The sequence below is a fragment of the Nocardiopsis rhodophaea genome, assembly GCF_039530945.1.
In the GTDB taxonomy this organism is placed as follows: domain Bacteria; phylum Actinomycetota; class Actinomycetes; order Streptosporangiales; family Streptosporangiaceae; genus Nocardiopsis_C; species Nocardiopsis_C rhodophaea.
The window spans coordinates 162,124-181,749 of the sequence record NZ_BAAAPC010000014.1 but is presented as its reverse complement, the minus strand read 5'-3'; the positions used below and the strand labels follow the sequence as shown (position 1 = coordinate 181,749).

The 19,626-nt window shown below is 71.1% G+C and carries 14 protein-coding genes and 1 tRNA gene; 4 read left to right on the top strand and 11 right to left on the bottom strand.

Going from position 1 to position 19,626, the window contains the following annotated elements:
- The first annotated feature begins 694 nt into the window (after window positions 1–694).
- A complete protein-coding gene (locus ABD259_RS16960) occupies window positions 695–1,207 on the top strand; it encodes a hypothetical protein (protein ID WP_344163837.1) in 513 nt (170 codons plus the stop codon).
- Between the two features lie 28 nt (window positions 1,208–1,235).
- Here ABD259_RS16960 and ABD259_RS16955 read toward each other — a convergent pair whose 3' ends face one another.
- Together ABD259_RS16955 and ABD259_RS16950 are read right to left on the bottom strand one after the other, a co-directional pair.
- The gene (locus tag ABD259_RS16955; protein WP_344100639.1) at window positions 1,236–1,607 is read right to left on the bottom strand and encodes a hypothetical protein; all 372 of its coding nucleotides are present in this window, start codon (window positions 1,605–1,607) and stop codon (window positions 1,236–1,238) included.
- A gap of 80 nt (window positions 1,608–1,687) precedes the next feature.
- Window positions 1,688–1,921, bottom strand: coding sequence for a hypothetical protein (locus ABD259_RS16950; RefSeq protein WP_344163834.1), 234 nt, complete (start codon window positions 1,919–1,921; stop codon window positions 1,688–1,690).
- Window positions 1,922–2,174: 253 nt separating this feature from the next.
- Between ABD259_RS16950 and ABD259_RS16945 the strand changes: the two genes are divergently transcribed.
- Window positions 2,175–3,020 carry an exonuclease domain-containing protein gene (locus tag ABD259_RS16945; RefSeq protein WP_344163831.1) on the top strand — a complete coding sequence of 282 codons (846 nt, stop codon included), beginning with the start codon at window positions 2,175–2,177 and terminating at the stop codon, window positions 3,018–3,020.
- 285 nt (window positions 3,021–3,305) lie between these two features.
- Entirely contained in the window at window positions 3,306–5,132 is a 1,827-nt protein-coding gene (locus tag ABD259_RS16940) for a BCCT family transporter (protein WP_344100645.1), read from the top strand.
- A 67-nt stretch (window positions 5,133–5,199) separates the two neighbouring features.
- Here the strand turns inward: ABD259_RS16940 and ABD259_RS16935 are convergent, their stop codons facing one another.
- Window positions 5,200–6,363, bottom strand: coding sequence for a carbohydrate kinase family protein (locus ABD259_RS16935; RefSeq protein WP_344100647.1), 1,164 nt, complete (start codon window positions 6,361–6,363; stop codon window positions 5,200–5,202).
- A 240-nt stretch (window positions 6,364–6,603) separates the two neighbouring features.
- On the opposite strand from ABD259_RS16935, the gene ABD259_RS16930 reads away from it, so the two are divergent.
- Window positions 6,604–7,986: a 6-phospho-beta-glucosidase gene (locus tag ABD259_RS16930; RefSeq protein ID WP_344163829.1), complete on the top strand. Its 1,383-nt coding sequence runs from the start codon at window positions 6,604–6,606 to the stop codon at window positions 7,984–7,986.
- Window positions 7,987–8,053: 67 nt separating this feature from the next.
- Here ABD259_RS16930 and ABD259_RS16925 read toward each other — a convergent pair whose 3' ends face one another.
- The 8 genes from ABD259_RS16925 to topA form a co-directional block, all read right to left on the bottom strand.
- Window positions 8,054–8,416, bottom strand: a complete 363-nt coding sequence (locus ABD259_RS16925) for a helix-turn-helix domain-containing protein (RefSeq protein ID WP_344100651.1) — start codon at window positions 8,414–8,416, stop codon at window positions 8,054–8,056.
- Window positions 8,417–8,992: 576 nt separating this feature from the next.
- Entirely contained in the window at window positions 8,993–9,352 is a 360-nt protein-coding gene (locus tag ABD259_RS16920) for a hypothetical protein (RefSeq protein ID WP_344100653.1), read from the bottom strand.
- 350 nt (window positions 9,353–9,702) lie between these two features.
- Window positions 9,703–9,778, bottom strand: a tRNA-Thr gene (locus ABD259_RS16915).
- A gap of 120 nt (window positions 9,779–9,898) precedes the next feature.
- Window positions 9,899–11,440 (bottom strand): alpha/beta hydrolase, encoded by a 1,542-nt coding sequence (locus ABD259_RS16910; RefSeq protein WP_344163827.1) that lies wholly within the window; start codon window positions 11,438–11,440, stop codon window positions 9,899–9,901.
- Window positions 11,437–12,276 (bottom strand): PSP1 domain-containing protein, encoded by an 840-nt coding sequence (locus tag ABD259_RS16905; RefSeq protein WP_344163858.1) that lies wholly within the window; start codon window positions 12,274–12,276, stop codon window positions 11,437–11,439. The genes ABD259_RS16910 and ABD259_RS16905 overlap by 4 nt, the downstream gene beginning before the upstream one ends.
- Before the next feature lie 113 nt (window positions 12,277–12,389).
- A complete protein-coding gene (locus tag ABD259_RS16900; protein WP_344163824.1) occupies window positions 12,390–13,562 on the bottom strand; it encodes a DNA polymerase III subunit delta' in 1,173 nt (390 codons plus the stop codon).
- Between the two features lie 166 nt (window positions 13,563–13,728).
- Window positions 13,729–16,248, bottom strand: coding sequence for a dTMP kinase (tmk, locus tag ABD259_RS16895; RefSeq protein ID WP_344163821.1), 2,520 nt, complete (start codon window positions 16,246–16,248; stop codon window positions 13,729–13,731).
- A gap of 381 nt (window positions 16,249–16,629) precedes the next feature.
- On the bottom strand, window positions 16,630–19,464 hold the full coding sequence (gene topA, locus ABD259_RS16890) for a type I DNA topoisomerase (protein WP_344163819.1): 2,835 nt from the start codon (window positions 19,462–19,464) through the stop codon (window positions 16,630–16,632).
- Between the last annotated feature and the right edge of the window lie 162 nt (window positions 19,465–19,626).

Genomic DNA, 19,626 nt, shown 5'->3' with positions numbered 1-19,626 from the left:
TGCCCCCGCCCGGCCGCCCCCTGAAGACGACCGACGCCCCCAGCCCCCACCGCCCTCGGTGCCGCTTTTCACCCAAGGGCACCGGAAAGGACGACCGCCGACAAGGCCGCCCAGCAGACCCCGCCCCGGCCTGGCCCCGTCCGGTGGAGGGTGGGCGAGCCGGGGGCGAGCCGAAGCGGGCCGATCGTCGCCGTGGTGACGCATCCGACATCCCGATATCGGCGAACCGCTTGACACCATGACCTGCGAATTGGTCTCCTTACTCGCATGTATCCGCGCACCCACCTGGTTCAACAGGTCGAGGCCCGTCTGGCCCGCACGGCCGTTCGCCGTGTGCCCGGTGCGCTGTGTCCGTGTTCTTCGTGTTGTCGCTGACCACCGGCAGCAGACAGCAAACGGGGCCATCTGCGTGCCCCGACTCGCGACGTGCGTGAGCGCCGTCCCGCGTCCCGCCGATTTCCGCAGGTGAAGTAGGCGAGGAGCGGCCCGAAGCGCTCGGCGCACTCCACCTCGCCGCTCTCCGCGCTTCCGCCGCCAGGTCCCCGGGGCCGGCGGCCACTCCACGAAGGACCACACACCGGTGTCGTACAACGTCTCCGTTCACATCCGTCCGAGTCGGCCGAACGCGACCAGGGATGATCAGCTGGCGCCGACCGATCCCATCCACACGCCGCTCCCCGCGGACCGCCCCGCCGTGTCCGGCACCGATGAGGTGTCCCCAGGCAACGGCATCGACGGCATCGGGGACATCGCGCTCGCCGGGCGGCCGTCCGGCTACGCGCACTTGGCCGCACGTCCCGTCGCGACGGCCGGACGCCTGGTGGCGGCGGCGCGCACGGCGGCGGCGTCCCTGGCGCTCGCCCCCTCCTCGCTCTCCCGCCGCTTCCGGCGCCACCGCGGCCACTGGTACATCGCCCCGCGCCCCGTCCGCCGCGCCGTGGCCCGCGGCCTGCGGGTCGAGATCGCCGCCCTGGCCCCGGGCGATTCTGCCGAGCTCCCCGACCGCCGCCAGCGCCCGGCGAGCCGCCGCGCCGTGGCGCTGCACCTGGTCTACGGCGAGGCCCACCTGGTCACGCCCGCGGGCGAAGGTGATCCGGTCATCCGCCCCTTCGCTGCCGGGTCCACCCGAGTCCTGGGCACGGGCAACGGACACCGCCTGATCAACACCGGCGCCGGACCGGCGTTGGCGGTACGCGTCCTCGTCTGAGCCGACGCCCCGGAGGCACCGCCGCGGTCTATCCCTGCCCCGGGGCGGTGGTGGCGCGCAGGGCGTCGTCGACCGCCTCGATGGAGCGGAGCAGCGCCGCGGTGCGCTGCCCTTCGGCCCGATAGGCGTTCATCACCTGGTCGATGGCGTGCGGGGGAAGGTGGTCGCGCAGGTCGACCCGGGCGGTGCGGTAGCCCTGGCGCGCCCCTTCGAGGGTCGCGGCGACATGCCGCCGCGCCAGCCGCGACAGGGCCACCGGGTGGCGACGCAGCACCCCGTGCAGGCGGTAGTCGGCCGGGACATGGTCGAACAGCCACACGACCGCCGTCTGTTCGAAGGACTCCGATCCAGGCGGGTGCACGCTCGCCGGCCAGTCCTCGGACAACTGCTGGTCGGTCATACTTCCACCCTACCCGACCTGCGAACACCTGTTCGATTCCCGGTGCGGAAGCGGGCCAGGGCTCCCTCGTGCCGACGCGCCTACTCGGTTGTCGACGCGCTGGTGTCCTGCCCCTCCTGCTCGTTCCGGGACTCCTGCGCCTGCCGCTGTTCGACCTCGACCCGGATCGCGTACTCGGCCGCGTCGACCGCGGCGCGAGCGGTGATCGCGCTGGTGTGCGCCCGGTCCAGTTCGTTCAGCGCAATGCAGTCGAAGGCCACCCGGGCATCGTGGATGGCCGCCTCCAGCTGGCGCCCCGCCTCTTCCAGGCTCATGCTCGTTCTCCCCTTCTCTAGGCGGGTCGGACAGACGCGCCCGATGTGCCCCTTGAGGCTACCGGGACGCGTTTCTTCACGCGTTACAGGTGCTTACCCGGGGAGGCGGGGGCCCATGTCTCACGCCGCCTCACCGAAGTGGCGGTAGGCCGTCCCACCCCCCGACTAGGATTGCCGTGATCAGCCTGGCACAGGGGCGATCGGGCGGCCTCGCGCGGGGGCCGCGACCGCGATTCGGCACACGGAGAAACACATGCGCAACCGCTATCCGGGAACCTGCACCACCTGCGGTACCGGTGTCGCCGCGGGGGACGGCGTCGTCCTTAAGGAGGGCGGGCGGTGGCGCACCTACTGCGCCGAGCACGAGCCCCACCCCACCCCGCCGCCACGCGGTGACCACCTGGGCTGGCACACCGGCGACCTCGCCGGATACGACTGCGAGACCTCCTCGAACGACCCGCGTGCGGCGTTCCTCGTCTCCGCGGCGCTGGTACTGCCCTCCGGCACCACCCGCACCTGGCTGGCCGACCCTGGCGAGCGGGAGATCCCCCCGGACGCCATCGCCATCCACGGCATCACCAACGAGCGCGCGCGGGCCGAGGGCGCCCCCGGCGAGGAGGTGCTGGGGGAGATCGCCGAGTCCCTCGCCGAGCACCTGCTCGCCGGTCGCGGCCTGGTGATTTTCAACGCACCGTTCGACCTCGGCGTGCTCACCGGAGAGCTGCGCCGACACGGGCTGAAGTCCCTGGCGGAGCGGCTGTCCGGGGAACCCTGCCCGATCATCGATCCGCTCGTTATCGACCGCGGCATCGACCCGTACCGCCGGGGGCCGCGCACCCTGTCGGCGATGTGCGCCTACTACGGCGTGGATCCGGGCGAAGCGCACACGGCCCACGGCGATGCCGCCGCCTGCCTGGCCCTGGCCCGCGAGATCGGCGCGCGCCATCCGGACATCGCCGCGCTGAGCCTGACCGAGCTGCACGCCCGCCAGGTCGAGTGGGCCGCCGCCTACGCACGCAGCCGCCAGGAGTGGCTCGATCGCAGCAGGCCCGGCCACGGCCGGGTGATCGACGGCAGCTGGCCGTCCATGCCCGAGTAACCGCTCCACGAGGCGCAACCAGCACCCCCTGTCACGGCTTTACTTTCCACCCCTTATTCTGAAATGTGCACCGCCCGGAGCACCGCTCCGGGCGTAGCCGTGTGTCCGGGGGTTCACCGACCTCCGCGAACGCACGCCGGGGTGATCCGCCCCCGCCTCGACCGAGGCAACCGAGCGCACCCGCTCCGCGCCGCCCCTCCCCCCTCGCGCGCCTGGCCGACGGACGCGTTCGGATGCAAGCCGACGAAAAGGAGGAGGCGCGCCTGAACGGGGCGTCGTTTGACAGTGGCGTTTGATAACGGAAGTACCCCCAACACCGACGAGATCAGCACCGCGGACCTGCTCTGGGAACCTCCGGAGACCTCCAAGGCCGATCGCGCCCCCAAGACCGACCGCATCGTGTTCGGTGTCTCGGCGGTCCTCGCCCTCGCCTTCCTGGCCTGGGGTGTGATCGCACGCGATTCGCTGAGCAAGCTCTCCGCGAGTGCCATGCAGGCACTCATCCACAACGCCGGCTGGGGATTCGTGCTGGCGTCCTCCGGGTTCGTGGTCTTCGCGCTGTGGCTGGCCTTCAGCAGGTACGGCAACATCCGACTGGGCCGCGACGACGAGGCACCAGAGTTCAGGACCCTCTCCTGGATCGCCATGATGTTCGGCGCCGGGATGGGCATCGGCCTCGTCTTTTACGGCGTCAGCGAGCCGATCTCCCACTACCTGAACGCCCCTCCCGGGACCGAGCCCGTCTCGTTCTTCACCGACGGGGCGAACCCGGGGACCGAGGCCGCCGTGCAGGGTCAGGCCATCGAACACTCCATGGCCACCACGCTGTTCCACTGGACGCTGCACCCGTGGTCCATCTACGCGGTCGTGGGACTGGCCATCGCCTACGGCGCCTTCCGCCGCGGCCGTGGGCAGCTCATCAGCGCCGCGTTCACCCCGCTCATCGGTGAGCGGCACGCCAACGGAGCCGTCGGGCGCGTCATCGACATCTTCGCCCTGTTCGCGACGCTCTTCGGCACCGCGGCCTCGCTCGGCATCGGCACCCTGCAGATCGCCGGGGGACTCAAGGAGCTGGGCTGGGTCGACACCATCACCAACCCGGTGCTGATCAGCGTCATCGGCGTCCTGATGGTGTGCTTCCTGCTGTCGGCCGTCTCGGGTGTGGCCAAGGGCATTCAGTGGCTCTCCAACACCAACCTGATCCTGGCCTTCCTGCTGCTGTTCTTCCTGCTGTTCGCGGGAGCGACGGTCTTCATCTTCAACCTGTTCCCGACGGCCATCGGCTCCTACCTCAACGAGCTGTTCTCCATGTCGGCGCGGACCGCCGATGTCGGAGGCGACGCCACCGAGACGTGGCTGTCGGGCTGGACGATCTTCTACTGGGCGTGGTGGATCTCCTGGTCGCCGTTTGTCGGCATGTTCATCGCCCGTATCAGCCGCGGCCGGACCATCCGCCAGTTCATCGGCGGTGTCATCCTCGTACCGAGCGCGCTGAGCCTCATCTGGTTCTGCGTCATGGGCGGTTCGGCACTCAGCATGGAGCAGCACGGAAACGGGGTCTCCGGGGCGGACGGCGCCGAGGCGCAGCTGTTCGCACTGCTGGGACAGTACCCCGCGCCCACGTTCATGATGCTGCTCACGATCGTGCTCATCGGGATCTTCTTCATCACCGGCGCCGACTCGGCGTCCATCGTCATGGGCACCATGTCGCAGCGCGGTGCGATCCGTCCGCAGCGCAAGGTCACGGTGTTCTGGGGCCTGATGATGGGGGGCGTCGCGGCCATCATGATGCTGATCGGCGGCAGCGATGCGCTCACCGGCCTGCAGAACCTCACGATCATCGTGGCGGCGCCGTTCACCATCATCATCGTGCTGATGTGCGTCGCGCTCGTCCGCGACCTCCAGCGCGACCCGCTGGTGCTGCGTTCGGCCAAGGGTGAGGAGGTCGTGGCGGCGGCCGTCATCGCCGGTGCGCAGGACCACGACGGGGACTTCCAGCTGGAGATCTCCCCCACCGACGACAGCGGTGACGCCGCGGAGGAGACCGCTGACGCGGACGGCGCCTCGACCCCGGAGGACGAGGCCCCGGCCTACACCCCGACGGGCAGCTGAGTCGGTAACCCCTCGCTGGTCTCGGTGGGCACACCGCAACCGAGACCGGCGAGGGCGCCGCTGCCGGTCAGGGGCGCCGACCGATAGTCGCGCTCGCGCGCCGCTGATCGGTGGGCAGCCACCCGCGCGGCACCAGGTCCCCCAGGAAGCCGTAGTCCCGGGCCAGCTTCCGGTCCGCCTCGCTGTGCGCGGCGTTCACCCGGACCCACCAGGCGGCGATGTCCGCCCAGCCCGGAGCCGACAGCGACCCCCCGGTGTGCTGCACCGACAGCGCCGCGGAGAGGTTCGCGAACCTCAGCCGCTGCTCCAGCGGCCACCCCGCCAGCGTCCCCACGATGAACGCCGAGCCGAACACGTCGCCGGCGCCCGTGGTGTCGATGGCCTCCAGGACCAGTCCTTCCACCTCGGCGGTCTCGTCGGTCGTCTGATCGACGGCGTACGCACCGCGCGGGCCGTCGGTCACCACCGCCACCGGTACGTGCTCGGCGAGCGTCGCCAGCGCCGACGCGGGGCTTCCGGTACGCGTGTACGACATGGCTTCGATGGCGTTGGGCATGAACGCGTGGCAGTGCTCCAGCTGCCGGAGGACCGACCCGCACCACGTCTGGCTGTCGTCCCAGCCCACGTCGGCGAAGATCTTCGCCCCGTGCGCGGCCTGGTCCACCGCCCACTGCGGCACCCCCTCCCCCGCCTCCAGGCTGACGAACGCCGCGCGCGCCCGCGGCAGGGCGCGCGCCATGTCCGCCAGCGGGATCGGTGAGGGGTGCTCGTGGGTGACCAGGCTCCGGTCACCCCGGTAGGCGAGCGAGACGGTGAACGGCGAGTGCCACTCGGAGACGCGGCGGGACGCCGTGAGGTCCACCTTCTCCTGGTCGGAGAGGATGTCCCAGGAGAAATCGCCGTAGACGTCCTCGCCGAACGCGGCTGCCACCGCCGTGCGCAGGCCCAGCCGCGACGCCGCCACGGCGAGGTTGGCCACCCCGCCGGGGCATGAGCCCATGCCGTCGGCCGCCACCTCGGTGCCGGAGGCGGGCGGCGCGGCCAGGCCGGTGAGCACGATGTCGAAGAAGACGGTGCCGCTGAGGGCGAGGTCGATGGCGGGGCTGTCGGGCTCACGTTCCCCCGCGAGAACGTCGTGCCGTTCGCCGACCAGGGGCGAGGATTCCAACCTGCCGTATGCCGCCGCCGGCACAGCCTCCCGCAGCTCGTCCTGGTGTTCCCGCCTCGCCATGCCGGTTTCCTCGCCCTGTTCGATGCCGTTAGTTGTGCAGGGTACGCAGGTCGTCAAGGTTCCAACTCCCCTGGGGCCGCGGGTCCGGACACCCGCGGCCTCCCGCGGGCCCCTCCGGCCGCCCGCGCCTCATCCCGGGCGCCCCACTACCGTGAGAAGCAGTGTGTCCCCTCGGGCGCGCGCAGCGGCATTATCGCGCGGTGGGAACCGGGACCACCGACGGAAAAGGGGAAAACGAGCGTGCGGTTGACGATCCTCGGCGGGGGCGGGTTCCGCGTCCCACTGGTGTACCGGGCGCTGCTCGCGGACGCGGCGCACGGCGGCGGCGTCATCTCGGAACTGGTGCTGTTCGACACCGACGAGCGGCGGCTGCGCGCGATCGGCGCCGTTCTGAAGCGGCAGCGCGACGCTCACGCGGCGAGCCGCGGAGCTCCCGCGCCGACCGTCCGCACCGAGACGGATGAGGTGGCGGCACTGCGCGGCGCGGACATGGTCTTCTCCGCCGTCCGGGTGGGCGGCATGCCGGGCCGCGTGCGCGACGAGCGCGTCGCGCTGGGGGCCGGCGTGCTCGGCCAGGAGACCGTGGGTGCGGGCGGCATCAGCTACGGGCTGCGGACGCTCCCGGTGGCGCTGCGGTTCGCCCGGACGGTCGCGGCCGAGGCCCCCGATGCCTGGGTGGTCAACTTCACGAACCCCGCTGGCCTGGTCACCGAGGCCATGGCCGAAGTGCTGGGCGACCGCGTCGTCGGCATCTGCGACTCACCCATCGGCCTGGCCCGGCGCGCGGCGCGCGCGCTGGACCTGGACCCACTCGGTGCGCACGCCGACTATGTCGGCCTGAACCACCTCGGCTGGCTGCGCGGACTGTGGGCGGGCGGCCGCGACCGCCTACCGGAACTGCTGGCCGACGACGCCGCGCTCACCTCCTTCGAGGAGGGGCGGCTGTTCGGCGCGGAGTGGCTGCGCGCCCTGGGCTGCCTCCCCAACGAGTACCTGCACTACTACTACATGGCCCGGGAGGCGCACGCCGCGACCGCCCGCACGCTCGCCCAGGGCGGGCAGACCCGCGGCGAGCAGCTCGTCGAGCAGCAGGAGGCGTTCTACCGCGCGGCCGCCGCCACGCCCGAGGACGCGTTCGCGCTGTGGGAGGCGGCCCGGCGGGAGCGGGAGGAGACCTACATGGCCGACAACCGCCGCGCGGCCGGGGGCGTGGAGCGGGACTCCGAGGACCTGGACGGCGGCGGGTACGAGCGGGTGGCGCTGGCGGTGATGCGGGCGGTGGCGCGCGACGAACCGACGCGGTTGATCGTCGATGTCCGCAACCGCGGTGCCCTTTCCGAGCTGGACGCCGAGGCCGTGGTGGAGGTGCCCTGCCTGGTGGACGCGGGCGGGGCGCGCCCGCTGGCGGCGGCTCCCCTCACCGGACACCAGTCGGCCCTGGTCCAGGCGGTGAAAGCGGTCGACCGGGAGGTGATCGAAGCGGTCCGCAGCGGGTCGCGCACCCCGGCCTTGCGCGCTTTCGCCACCCATCCCCTCGTGGACTCGGTGCACATCGCGCGCACGCTGCTCGACGGGTACATGGACGCGTTCCCCGAGCTGGCGCGGGTGCTGGCGCGGCCCTAGCCGCCGTCACCGCGCGGCCGGTGGGCGCGCCGGAGACGTCCGGCCCGCCCACCGGCCCGCCCACCGCCTATTTTCGTTTCCAACCGCGGTCGGAGCCGCGCGGCGCGGGCACAGCGCTGCGGCGGTCGAGATAGTCGAGGATCGCACTCATGGCGATACGCCGACAGCGGCGAATCTGGACGGACGCCAGTTCTCCGCGGGTGATGAGTTCGTAGACGGTGCGGCGGGAGACATTGAGCTCGCGGGCGGTGTCATCGACCGTGAGCAGCCACTGCGACCCCTTGTCCTCGCTGTACACGTAGACCGGGGCATTCCTGCCAGGACCGAAGAAGTGGTAGCTGCGGCCGTCGACGCGCACGACCCCGAAATAGGGCTTCTCGGCTTTGGCGCCGTGGCTTCCCTCGGGGTGACCCTGAATGCTATCGTTCAAGGCGAACGCTCCTGTTCTGCAGATTTTCTCGGCTGAATTCTCTGACGTAACGGATCGTTCCGCGCCCCGACTGCGACTGGTGTTGGCGCACCGGAAAACATGTCGGGGCACTTTTCTGTGTGACTGCGATCCTACTAAGCAACTTAGATATCGTTCGCGCGATACCAGGATTCCCTCAAAATCGCCCCTACTAGCGGCAGATCTACCTCGCCTGCGATGGGGAGGGCCATCCGCGGGCCGAGTAGCCGACCGCCTCGCGATGTCGGAGGATCCGTCGGCCCCACACAGCATCTCCCGGCCCGGTGTCCAGCAAACTATCGCACCCGTCCGCCGCGTTGCAATGACATCTCGGTCCGAGAGCGGCGATATCAGGAAATCCGCGCAATCCGCACGTCGGCGCACGAGCCAGTTGTTGAAACCACAACCACCGCCCCGAAACTGAGAAAGATCTCAGACCTCAGAAAAAGGACGAACGGCACGTCTCACGCCACTCGCGGAAGATATGGCCAGGTTTCGGAAAACCGAAATAAACGCGCCAGGGCGGGCAACAACCCGACGCCGTGCGCCCGCGCCGACTCACGGACGCCGCGGATCGCGCAGCCGATCGACGGTCTCGCGCGCCCGCCGCTCATCCATTCCCGCCGCGTCGCGCAGCACCCGCACCGCCTCGATCTCTCGGCCCAGCGCGAGCAGTTCCCGCACACGTGCGACGGTCCGCGCTGGGACCGGCACGTCGGCCTCGGCCGCGTCGCCCCCGTCGGCCGCACGGACCAGTGTGTAACCCCCCACCGGCGCACCCGGCTCCGGAACAGCGGGGCGCGGCACCCCAGGCGGGACCTCCCCGTCCCCCGGCACGAACCGCCCCATCACCCAGACCCCGAGGCCGAGGACACCCACCGCCGCGAGCAACGCCACGAGCATCAGCGCAAGGCTCATGACCTGGGCTTACCCAGGACACGACCGTGCTCACCCCACGTTTGCCGGGCGAGCTGCGCAGGGCCCGCCATGTCGTGAGTCAGGTGTGGACATCACGCTTTGCGACTGCTTCGGTGGGCGCTCAAGGTGCGCTCCCGATCACGATCTTGCCGGTTTCGCGCGTGCCGGAAAGGACCATCCGTACCCGGTAGCGGGGCCCGCATCGCGATGGCCCCCGGCGCCCGCGTTGCTGCCTGGCGCGGAGACCATGGACGACCTGTTTCCGGTCCCCAGCGAGGACGGCTAGTCAGTCAGTTGGTCAGGCACTCACGCAAGAGGCCCCTTCCGGTGACCGGAAGGGGCCTTTGATCTGGAGCCGCCTGTCGGAATCGAACCGACGACCTATTCATTACGAGTGAATCGCTCTACCGACTGAGCTAAGGCGGCCGAACCTCCGCATCACGCGCGAGGCAGGGACTAGTCTAGCGTGCTCTGAGACCTGCCTTGCACACGATTGCCCTCCCTCCGACAGGGTCGTGCCCCCGGGCCCGCGCCGAGCCCGGATCGTCACTCCGTACAGACCGTGCCGCCGTCCGGCGGGGTCTCCTCCAACAGGTAGGCGTCCACGGCGTCGTCGACGCACGGGCTGCCCTTCCGGTAACCGGTGTGGCCATCGCCCTCGCGGGTGAGCAGCACCCCCGACTCCAGCCCCTCAGCCAGGCGCTCCGCCCACTCGTAGGGGGTCGCGGAGTCACGGGTCGTACCGATGACGAGGATCGGCGCGGCCCCGGGCGCGTCCATCGGCTCGGGCTCGGCCACCGCTTCCTGCGGCCAGTAGGCGCACGTCAAAGCGCCCCAGGTCAGCGTCGGCCCGAATATCGGGGCCTCCTCCGCCGCCTGGTCCACCGCCTGCTCGTAGGCATCGATGTCGCGCGGGCCGGGGTGGTCGGAGCAGTTCACCGCCACCAGCGCGGCGGCGGAGTTCTCGTAGGACTCCTCGTCGGACCGTTCGTAGAGGTCGTCGCCGAGCATCAGCAGACCGGTGCCGTCGCCCTCGAACGCGTCGGCCAGCGCGGAGCGCACCCGCGGCCAGAAGCTCTCGCTGTACAGGGCGGCCATCACCCCCAGCTCGACGCGGGTCCGGTTCACCTCGCGGCCGTCCCCGGACGTGTTGCGCAGCGGCTTCTCCCCGGCCCTCTCCATCAGGCCGACGAGCTTGTCGACGCCGTCGTCCACGGTCGCGTCCTCGTCGCCCAGCGGGCACTCCGTTGTGTCGAGGCAGTCCGCGACGAACGCGCGCAGCGCCGTCTCGAACCCCTGCGCCTGCTGGACGCTCAGCTCCAGCTGGTCCATATCGGGGTCGATCGCTCCGTCGAGCACCAGCGCGCGCACCCGCTCAGGGAACAGGTCGGCGTACCGCGTACCGATGTAGGTGCCGTAGGACTTCCCCAGGTAGGTGAGGCCCTCGTCGCCGAGGACAGCGCGCAGCACGTCCATGTCCCGCGCCACGTCGGCGGTCCCGACGTGCAGCATCAGGTCGCCGGACCGCTCCCGGCAGCCCTCGACGAACGCGCGGTTCGCCTCTTCCATGTCCGCCAGCCCCGCGGCGGACACGTCGGCCGGATCGGATCCGCCGCCCCCGCCGCCGTAGTCCATGGCGACGAACTCGTCCAGCTCGTCGGAGTCCAAGCACGTCAACGGGGCGCTGCGGCCGACCCCCCGCGGATCGAATCCGACGACATCGAAGCGCTCCCGGACCGGTCGGCTGACCACACCGCTCGCCGCATCCACGTAGTCGTACCCGGACCCGCCCGGCCCGCCGGGGTTGATGACCAGTGACCCCAGGACGTCGGAGCCAGATGCGGGCAGCCGCTTGACCGCGATCTCCAGACGTTCGCCGGCGGGGTCGTCGTAGTCGAGCGGGACCTCGTAGCTTCCGCACTCGAAGTCCTCGCCGCACCCCTCCCACTCGATGTCCTGCTGGTAGAAGTCGGCCAGGGGTTCGCTGTCCCCGCCGCTGTCCTCGCCGCCCACCGACGTGGCGGCGGTGCACCCCGTCGCCACCAGGACCAACGCGAGGGCGCCGCCGACCCAACCGGTTTTGATCACTGGGCTCCGTTCTCGTCCCTGGCACGTTCACGCTCGGCGTCGTCATACGCCCGCCGCGGCCCGCAGACCGAGGCGCGGTCGCAGGCGCAGCGCCGTCCTCCGTCGTTGAGCCGGACCACGACCCTATCCGCAGGCGGGTCGTGCCCGACCACGACACCGTCGCCCTCCGGCGTGCTCACCTCGGCGCCCGCCCGCGGGGCGTCGGCCCGGAACTCGGCGTACAGGGGATGTTCGAACTTCAGGCAGCACATCAGCCGGCCGCACGCACCGGAGATGCGCATAGGGTTCACCGGCAGGTCCTGATCCTTGGCCATGCGGAGCGACACCGGTTCGAATCCGGTGAGGAAGGTGGCACAGCACAGGTCGCGGCCACATGAGCCGATGCCGCCCTGCAGCCGCGCCTCGTCGCGCGCACCGACCTGGCGCAGCTCGACGCGGGCGTCCAGTCTGCGGGAGAGCTCACGCGGGACGCCGCGGAAGTCGACCCGGCGCGTGGCCGTGAAATAGACGAGGAAGGTGTGGTCGGCGTAGTCGATACCGACGACCTTGAGAGGCAGCCGCCGCTCCCGCAGGAGCCGCTTGACCACCGCCCGCGCCTCGGCCCGGCGGCGTCGGTTGCGCTCGTCGCGCGCGATGTCGGCCTCCGTCGCGATGCCCGCGCAGACGGGCAGGCCCTCGACGTCCTCGCTCACCCACTGCGGCGCCCAGACACACTCGGCCACCTCGGGGCCGGCGTCTGTGGGCACCAGGACCCTGTCGCCCACCGTCGGGCGGGCATCGCCCGGATCGAGGTAGTAGAGCCGCCCGTACCGCTCGAAGCTGACCGCCATCATCATGCCCACGCGCTCACCCTATGATCCCGGTCACAGCAGCGGGGCGCGTTCCGATGTCACGGTCGTGTTCCCGTGCTCACACCAGGTGCGGCGAACCGGGCCGCGGTGGTTTTCGCTCACCCCATGTACAGCGCGGCCGTCATCGCCTCCATGGCGATCTGCGGGTGCACGTTGGTGCCGATGCGCTCGCGGCACTCCATGATGGCGTCGATCCGCCGCAGCGTGGACTCGGGCGAGGACGCCCGGGCGACCCGCATCAGGTCGGCCTGCTGGCTGGCGGTCGACAACTCCACCCGCGCGCCCAACTGGATGGCCAGAACGTCGCGGTAGAAGGCGACTAGGTCCATCAGCGCGACGTCGTAGGTGTCGCGCTTGATCCTGGTGGCGCGCCGCTTCTGCCGCTCCTCCAGGTCCTTGAGGGCGCCCGCCGCCCCCCGGACGGCCTTGGCGACGCCCTTGCCGGTCGCGCCCTCGCCATAGGCCGCTTTGAGGTCGGACTTCTCCGCCTCGTCCAAGGCGCTGGTGGTTTCCTTCGCCTCGGCCTCGGCCAGCTCGTACAGCCGTGCGGCGGCCGACACGCAGGCGCCCAGCCCGTCCAGGCGCGCCGGGATCGCCAGCACCTCGGAGCGGCGCCGGCGCGCCTCCTCGTCGGTGGCCAGGCGCCGCGCCCGCTCGATCTGCCCCGCGGAGGCCCGCGCCGCCTCGGCCGCCGCGGCGGCGTCCACACCGTCGCGGTTGACCAGCGCGTCGAGGACCGCCTCGGTCGTGGGCGTGCGCAGGCTCACCAGGCGGCAGCGGGAGCGGATGGTGACGAGCATGTCCTCTGCGGTGGGCGTGCACAGCAGCCACACCGTGCGCGGGGAGGGCTCCTCCACGGCCTTGAGGAGGGCGTTGGATGCCGCCTCGGTGGCGCGGTCGGCGTCCTCGAACAGCACGATGCGGAAGCGGCCCCAGGAGGCGCTCGACGCCGCCCGCAGCACCAGCTCGCGGGTCTGGGCGACACCGAAGCTCAGCCCGCTGGGCCGGACGTAGAGGACGTCGGCGTGCGTGCCGGTGAGGACCTGGTGGCAGGTGGCGCAGTGCCCGCAGCCGCCGTCGCGGCACTGCAACGCGGCGGCGAACGCGCGGGCGGCGTCGGCGCGGCCGGCCCCGGGCGGACCAGTGAACAGCCAGGCGTGCGTCATCCCGCCGCCCGCACCACCGGCCAGCTGCTCGTCCGCCGCGCGCACGGCCGACCGCAGCTGCTCGACCACCGTGTCCTGGCCCACCAGGTCATCGAAGACACTCATCGCCCCTCAGCATAGGCGCCGCCACCCACGTAAACGCGACTTCGACGACGGAGCCCCGAGGGGCGCTCCCCGCCGCTGGCGGGAACGCCCCCCGGGGCTCCGGGGCTGGTGCGGGGGCGGGATCGGCGCACGCGCCCGTGGCCGTCGCCCCGCCCCCATCACGTGGTCACTCCTTGATGATCGGCATCATCCCCGTGATCGCCTCGGCGTCCTGGGGGACCGGGTCGGGCAGGATCGGCCGGACCCGGCGCTGGATCTCCCGGGTGATCTCCTCCTGCGCTCCGCGGGCGTCGACGACCAGGTAGCGTTCGGGTTCGCCCTCGGCCAGCTGACGGAAACCGGCCCGGACCCGATCGTGGAACTCCTCGGACTCCGACTCGATGCGGTCGGTGGCCCCGCCGAGCCGCGCCAGGCCGGCCGCGGGCGGGACGTCGAGCAGCACGGTGAGGTCGGGCACGAGCGCGTCGGTGGCCCACTCGTTGATCCGGCGGATCTCCTCCACCGACAGCTCCCGTCCGGCGCCCTGGTAGGCGAGCGTGGAGTCCATGTAGCGGTCGCTGATGACGATCGCCCCGCGGCGCAGGGCCGGGAGGATCACCTGGGCGACGTGGTCGGCGCGGTCGGCCGCGTACAGCAGCGCTTCGGCCCGCGGGGACATGCCCGTCTGCTCCTTGTCGAGGAGGAGTGCGCGCAGCCGCATGCCGAGCTTGGTGGAACCCGGTTCGCGGGTCGTCACGACCTCGAAACCCTCGTCGCGCAGCCAGACCGCCAGCTGGCCCGCCTGCGTGGACTTTCCGGCGCCCTCACCGCCCTCCAGGACGATGAAGGTGCCCGGGAGCGTCTCATCCTCCTTCTCCGGGCCGACCGGGACACCGCGCAGGACCGCGATCAGCTCGGTGAGCAGCGGGACCTCGGAGCCCTCGTCCACCTGCCGGTAGGAGAGCACGGCCAGCAGGAGCGCCGTCAGCCCGGCGAGCACGAGCACCACGCCGGTACCCAGGACGTCGTAGCCGAGATCGCGGACGTCGAGCCGGTGATCGCCGATAAGCCCGGCGACCAGCGGTGCGACGGTGAGCGCGACCAGCAGCAGCACCCGGGCGGCGGTGTGCAGGAACGCGAGGGTGCGCTCGCGGAGCTCGCCCTCGATCTCCTGGGCCAGCAGGCCCATGCCGATGATCCAGGCGATCCCGACGCCCACACCCGCGATCGACGTGAGGACGGCCGCCAGCACCATGTTCGGGATCAGGCCGGTCAACAGCAGCGCGGCACCGGAGACGGCGACGCTGAGGCCGAAGAGGCGACGGCGGCTGAAGGAGCGCAGCACGCGCGGGCCGACGAAGACGCCCAGCGCCATCCCGGCGGAGACGGCGGCGAACAGCACACCGAACCCGGCGTTCCCCCCGCCCAGGCGGTCCACGAAGACGCGGCCGACGCCGATGACGACGACGCTGGTCGCGAACGCGCCGAGCATGCCCAGGAGCAGGCCGCGCACCAGGGGGGTGATCCCGGCGAAGCGCACGCCGTCCCAGAACGTGCGAAGCATGTTCTCCGGGACGCGGCCGGGCGCCACCGCAGTACGCGCGGACGCCGCGCCCTGCCGCGGCGGCTGCCCCGGCTGCCCGCTCACCGAGCTCGGCGGACCGTGCGACGGCGGCGTCCGCGGAGCCGACGCCTCCTGCTTCCGCTGCCCCCGATCGGCCCCTTCCGCCTGCGGGGGCGCTTCGGAGGTCGGAATCCGCTCCGTGGTCTCCTCCCCCGCGCCGAGGTGGGCAACGCGCTCGGTGGTCTCCTCCCCCGCGTCCAGGTGCGGGATCTCCTCGGTCGTCTCCTCCCCGGCGCCCAGGTGGTTGATCTGCTCAGTGCGCTCGTCATCCGATGAGCCCAGCGGGGCGATCTGTTCGGTCTTCTCGTCGTCCCCCGGCGCCGGGAGGTCGGCGGTGGGAGGGGTGGTGGGCGCCTGCGGTGTCGTCGGCGGCTCGGTGCCCCCCGTCGGGAGGGGACCGCCCGACCCGGCCGGCTGGCCCGCCACACCCGGCTTGGGCCCCGGCAGTCCCCAGTCGACAGCAGCGGCGGCGAGGAAGGCGACACCGTTGGCGTACAGCGCGAGGTCGGCCGCGGGGGTGTCCAGCGGTGGGAACAGTCCGGCGAGCAGAGCGCTGACGGACGCCAGGAGCGCGAAGACCGCCGCTGCCACCGGCGCGGCCCCGTAGCCCGTGACCAGGCCGATGCGGTCAACCTGCCGCAGTTTGGCCTGGGGAACCAGGTCGGGAACGATCGCGTCCTTGGCCGGTGACCAGAACAGCGTGGCGATGGCGGTCAGGAAGGCGGCGACCAGCAGCCAGTCGATTCGTCCCACCAGCGGGACGGAGATGTAGAGGAGGGCCCGCAGCGCGTCGCCGGCCACCATGGTCAGTCGGCGGTCGACCCGGTCGACCAGCAGCCCGGCGAACGGGCTGAACAGGATCGGCGGCGCGAGCTTGAGCACCGCCGCGCCGCTGACCGCGGCGTACTGCGCGAACGAACCGCTGTCGCGGGTGAGGATCGCCGCCAGGGACATCAGGGCCAGCAGGCCGAGCCAATCGCCGAGGCTGGACAGCGAAAGCGAGACCCACAGCCGGCGGAACGGCGTGATCAAGAGGACATCGCGCGCCTCGTCCGGCGCTCCTGGGGGTGCAGATCTGCTCATAACGATTAAGAGTAGCGACGCTTCCGGTCGGGAACGGGTGATCGGGCGGTGGTCGCACCGGCACAGGGAGGCGAGGCGGCGCGTGTGAGCCGCCCCATCGAGGATGTGCCGCGCGACCTGGGTCACGGATGCTTCGCGGCACCCGATCCGGGATACGGCTCGGCTGGTGCCACACGCACGGTGCCGCGAACATCCGGATCGGCTGTCCGCGGCACTGTACTGCCGGGCGGGCTCGGGCGGCTACCCCGCGGGGCGGCCGGTCACCCGCCTCTTCTTCTCCATCTTCGACCACGTCCGGTTCCCTCGGCAGCTGATCGAGGAATCGGCGCGACGGAATTCGGCCCGTCGCGTTGCCGCAAAGGCGCGGGAAAACGCCCTCCCCTACTCCGAGCTGTTCGTCGTGGCCGACCCGTTCTTCGAGGCCGTGCTCTTCTTCGTGGCGGTCTTCGTGGCGGCCGCGGACTTCTTGGTGGTCGACTTCACCGTCGACTTGGTGGTCGACGACTTCTTCGCCGTGCTCTTCTTGGCGGTGCTCTTCTTCGCCGGAGCCTTGGCGCGGCGGTCGGCGAGCAGCTCGGCGGCGCGCTCGTCGGTGATCGACTCGACCTCGTCGCCCTTGCGCAGGGACGCGTTGGTCTCGCCGTCGGTCACGTAGGGCCCGAAGCGGCCGTCCTTGACCACCATCGGCTTCCCGGTGGCCGGGTCCTCGCCGAGCTCCCGCAGCGGCGGGGCGGCGGCAGCGCGGCGGCCCCGCTGCTTCGGCTTGGCGAAGAGCTCCTTGGCCTGATCGATGGTGACCGTGAAGATCTGTTCCTCGGTCTCCAGGGAACGGCTGTCGGTGCCCTTCTTCAGGTACGGGCCGAACCGGCCGTTCTGCGCGGTGACCTGCTCACCGTCGATCTCTCCGACCACGCGCGGCAGCGACAGCAGCCGCAGCGCGTCCTCCAGGGTGACGGTCTCCAATGACATCGACTTGAACAGCGATGACGTGCGCGGCTTGGGGGCCGAGGCCTTGGACTTCGCCTTGCTCTTGGGCTTGGCCTCGCCCTCGGCGGCGGGCTCCGGCTCCTCCAGGACCTCGGTCACATACGGACCGAACCGCCCGCTCTTGGCGACGATCATGCGCCCGGTCTCCGGGTCGGTCCCGAGCTCGCGGTCGCCGCTGGGCTGGGCGAACAGCTCCTCGGCCTTCTCCTTGGTGAGCTCGTCCGGCGCCATGTCCTCGGGGACGTTGACGCGCCGCCCGTCCCACTCCATGTAGGGGCCGTAGCGGCCGACGCGCATCACGATGTCGCTGTCGGGCAGCGGGAAGGAGCTGACCTCCTTGGGGTCGATCTCCCCGAGCTGGTCGCCGACCAGCTCCTTCAGCCCGGTCTCTTCCTCCTCGCCGAAGTAGAACCGGCGCAGCCAGGGCACGCGCTCGGCCTCGCCGCGGGCGATGGCGTCGAGCGCGTCCTCCATGCGGGCGGTGAACTCGTAGTCGACGAGGTTGCCGAAGTGCCGCTCCAGCAGCTGCACCACCGCGAACGCGAGGAAAGACGGCACCAGGGCCGACCCCTTCTTGAACACGTATCCGCGGTCGAGGATGGTGCCGATGGTCGGGGTGTAGGTGGAGGGGCGGCCGATCTCCCGCTCCTCCAGCTCCTTGATCAGCGTGGCCTCGGTGTAGCGCGCCGGCGGGCGGGTGCTGTGGCCCTCGGCGTCGATGCTGAGGGCCTTGAGCGGGTCGCCCTCGTCGACCGGCGGGAGGCGCCGCTCGCGGTCGTCCAGCTCGGCTTCGGGATCGTCGGCGCCCTCGACGTAGGCCTTGAGGAAGCCGTGGAAGGTGATGATCTTGCCGGTGGCGCTGAACTCGGCGTGCTCTCCCGAGGTGGAGGTGCCGTGGATCTTCACGGTCACCGACTCGCCGACGGCGTCCTTCATCTGGGAGGCGACGGTGCGCTTCCAGATGAGCTCGTAGAGCCGGAACTCCGCGCCGGTCAGACCGGTCTCGGCGGGGGTCCGGAAGCTGTCGCCCGCGGGGCGGATGGCCTCGTGCGCCTCCTGCGCGTTCTTCACCTTGCCCGCGTACAGGCGCGGCTTGGGCGGCAGGTAGTCGGCGCCGTACAACCGGGTGACCTGGTCGCGGGCGGCAGCGATAGCGCTGTCCGACAGCGTGGTGCTGTCGGTACGCATGTAGGTGATGAACCCGTTCTCGTACAGGCGCTGGGCCACCTGCATCGTCTGCTTCGAGGAGAAGCCGAGCTTGCGCGAGGCCTCCTGCTGCATGGTGGTGGTGCGGAACGGGGCGTACGGCGAGCGCTTGTAGGGCTTGCGCTCCACGGAACCGACCGAGAAGTCGGCGCTGACCAGGCGCTCGGCCAGACCGCGGGCGGCCTCCTCGTCGAGGTGGAGGATGCCCTGGGTCGAGCGCAGCTCACCCCGCGACGTGAAATCGCGGCCCTGGGCCACGCGGGCACCGTCGACCGATACGAGATTGGCGGTGAACGTCGAGGGGTCGACACCCCCGGCGGCGTCCACAGCGTCAAAGACCGACTTCAGCCCCCAGTACTCGGCCGAGGTGAAGGCGATGCGCTCACGCTCGCGCTCGACGACCAGACGGGTGGCCACCGACTGCACGCGGCCCGCCGACAGCTTCGGCATGACCTTCTTCCACAGCACCGGCGATACCTCGTAGCCGTAGAGGCGGTCGAGGATGCGGCGGGTCTCCTGCGCGTCGACGAGGCGCAGGTTGAGGTCGCGGGTGTTCTCGGCGGCGTTGCGGATGGCGTCGCGGGTGATCTCGTTGAACACCATGCGCTTGACAGGGATCTTCGGCTTGAGCTCTTCGAGCAGGTGCCAGGCGATGGCCTCGCCCTCGCGGTCCTCATCTGTGGCGAGGAGGAGCTCGTCGGCCTCGGCCACCAGCTCCTTGAGCCGCTTGACGTGGGACTTCTTCTCAGCGTGCACGACGTAGAGCGGCTCGAACTCGTGGTCGACGTTCACCCCGAGCTTGGCCCACGGCTCACCCTTGTAGCGGGCCGGGATCTCGGCCGCTTTGGTCGGCAGGTCGCGGATGTGGCCGATGCTGGACTCGACGACGTACCCCGGGCCCAGATAACCGGCGATGGTCTTGGCCTTGGCCGGCGACTCGACGATGACGAGCCGGTTGCCGCCGCCTTGGCGTCCAGTGTCCTTCGAGCCGTTCTTACCGGCGCTGCCCTTCGTGGGTGGCACGCTTTTCCCCTACATCTAGCCTTGCGCTGTCATATGCGATCGCTGTTCGAATCCGGACCGCGAGCCATCGGTTCCCAGCCACCGACGGTAACCGACGGCTGCAAGGATCGCTTCCCGAGGCGACGTGACCGTGCGGTTCCGTGTCGACACGGATCGTTCCCC